The sequence below is a fragment of the Conexibacter stalactiti genome, assembly GCF_033542075.1.
GTDB lineage: Bacteria > Actinomycetota > Thermoleophilia > Solirubrobacterales > Solirubrobacteraceae > Conexibacter > Conexibacter stalactiti.
The window spans coordinates 1-1,952 of record NZ_JAWSTH010000214.1 but is presented as its reverse complement, the minus strand read 5'-3'; the positions used below and the strand labels follow the sequence as shown (position 1 = coordinate 1,952).

Here is a 1,952-nt window from a genome sequence, read left to right as displayed (position 1 = left end):
CTCGACCGCGCCGTCGAGGTCGCGGCGGCGCTGGAGGTGCGCGGCTACGGCGCGGCGCGGCGGACGCCGCGCGGCGGGGCGGCGCCGTGGTCGCGTCACGACATCGCGTTCGCGGCCGCGGCGGCAGTCGTGACCGCGCTGGCGATCGGCGCGCGCGTCGCCGGCGTGGCGGCCTTCGAGGTCTACCCGCGGATCGTCGCCAGCTGGGACGCGGCGACGTTCGCGCTGTGCGCGGCGCTGGTCGCCGTGCCGCTGCTGCCGTTCCTCGACCGGCGCGGCATCGAATGACGGTCCTCGCCTTCAAGCAGTTCTCGTATACCTATCCGGGCGGCGCCCGGCCGGCGCTCGACGACGTGACGGTGACGATCGGCGACGGCGAGTTCGTGCTGCTCGCCGGCCGCTCGGGCGAGGGCAAGTCGACGCTGCTGCGCGCCGGCAGCGGCCTCGTGCCGCACTTCCACGGCGGCGAGGTCACGGGCGAGCTGACGGTCGCCGGGCTCGACGTGCGCACGCACGGCCCCGGCCAGCTCGCGGCGGTCGTCGGCACGCTCTTCCAGGATCCCGAGACGCAGATCGTGATGGGGACGGTCCGCAGCGAGCTGGCCTTCCCGCTGGAGAACCGCGGCGAGTCGCCGGCGGCGGTCGCGCGCGGGGTGGAGGAGGCGGCGCTGGCACTCGGCGTCGCGCACCTGCTGGAGCGTCCGACCCACGAGCTGTCGGGCGGCGAGCTGCAGCGCGTCGCGCTCGGCGCCGCGCTCGCCGGCCGTCCGCGGCTGGTGCTGCTCGACGAGCCGACCTCGCAGCTGGACCCGGTCGCCGGCGATGAGCTGATCGGCCTCCTGCGCCGGCTCAACGAGGAGTGGGGGACGACGATCGTGCTCGCCGAGCACCGCCTGGAGCGCTGCCTCGCCGCCGCCGACCGCGTGCTCGCGCTCGCCGGCGGCCGCCTCGCCTGCGACGCGCCGCCGGCCGAGTTCCTCGCGTGGGCGGCAGAATCCGCGCCGCCCCTCGAGACCCCCGGCGCCCGCCTGCTGCGCCGCGCCGGCCTGACCCCGCCGCCGATCGGCGTCAAGCAGGCCCGCGCCACGCTCCGCAGCGCCGGCGCGCTACCGACCGCGGCGACCGAAGAAAGGCAGTTCCCACCCACCCGGGAAGCCGCCCGCGCCCCTGGTTCGCCCCCCTCACGGCGCCGTTTGCGTTCGCGCGCTGACAATCGAGCTGCCCTGCGCACCAAGGGCCTCTGGTCGGAGCTGCCCGACGGGCGCGCCGTCCTGCGCGCGATCGACCTCCAGCTGCAGCCGGGCGAGCGCGTCGCGCTGATGGGCCGCAACGGCGCCGGCAAGTCGACGCTGCTGCGGCACCTCGCGGGGCTCGCGCAGCCGACGCGCGGCTCCGTCGCCGCCGCCGGCCGCGTCGCGCTGCTGCTGCAGAACCCGAACGACTACCTCGTGCACGAGCACGTCCGTGACGAGGCGCCGGCCGCCGCGCTGGAGGTGGCCGGGCTGGCCGCCCACGCCGAGCGCCATCCGCGCGACCTCTCCGGCGGCGAGCGCCAGCGGCTGGCGCTCGCGATCGTGCTCGGCGACGAGCAGCCGCCGGCCGTGCTCTGCCTCGACGAGCCGACGCGCGGCATGGACCGCGCCCACAAGGCCGATCTCGCGGCACTGCTGGGCCGGCTCGCGAGCGCCGGCAGCGCGCTGCTCGTCGCGACGCACGACCCGGAGTTCGCCGCCGCCTTCGCCGACCGCGTCGTGCTGCTCGGCGACGGCCGGCCGATCGCTGACGGGCCGGTCGCGGAGGTGCTCTCCGGCGGCTGGTACTTCGCGACCGAGACCGCGCGGATCCTCGGCGGCGCCGGCGGCGCGCTCGACCCCGAGTCAGGCGCCGCGCTGGTGCGCGAGCGGCTGGCCGCCGCGCCCGGCACCGCCGCGCCCGGCCCCGCCGCCCCCGGC

2 protein-coding genes are annotated in these 1,952 nt (G+C 77.9%); both read left to right on the top strand.

Annotated elements, in window-relative coordinates:
• Positions 1–288: hypothetical protein (locus R7226_RS31360; protein WP_318601498.1), on the top strand; the 288-nt coding region annotated here is incomplete at its 5' end.
• Positions 285–1,952 (top strand): ABC transporter ATP-binding protein (locus tag R7226_RS31355; protein WP_318601497.1); only part of this gene is annotated, 1,668 nt, incomplete at its 3' end. The genes R7226_RS31360 and R7226_RS31355, both read left to right, overlap by 4 nt.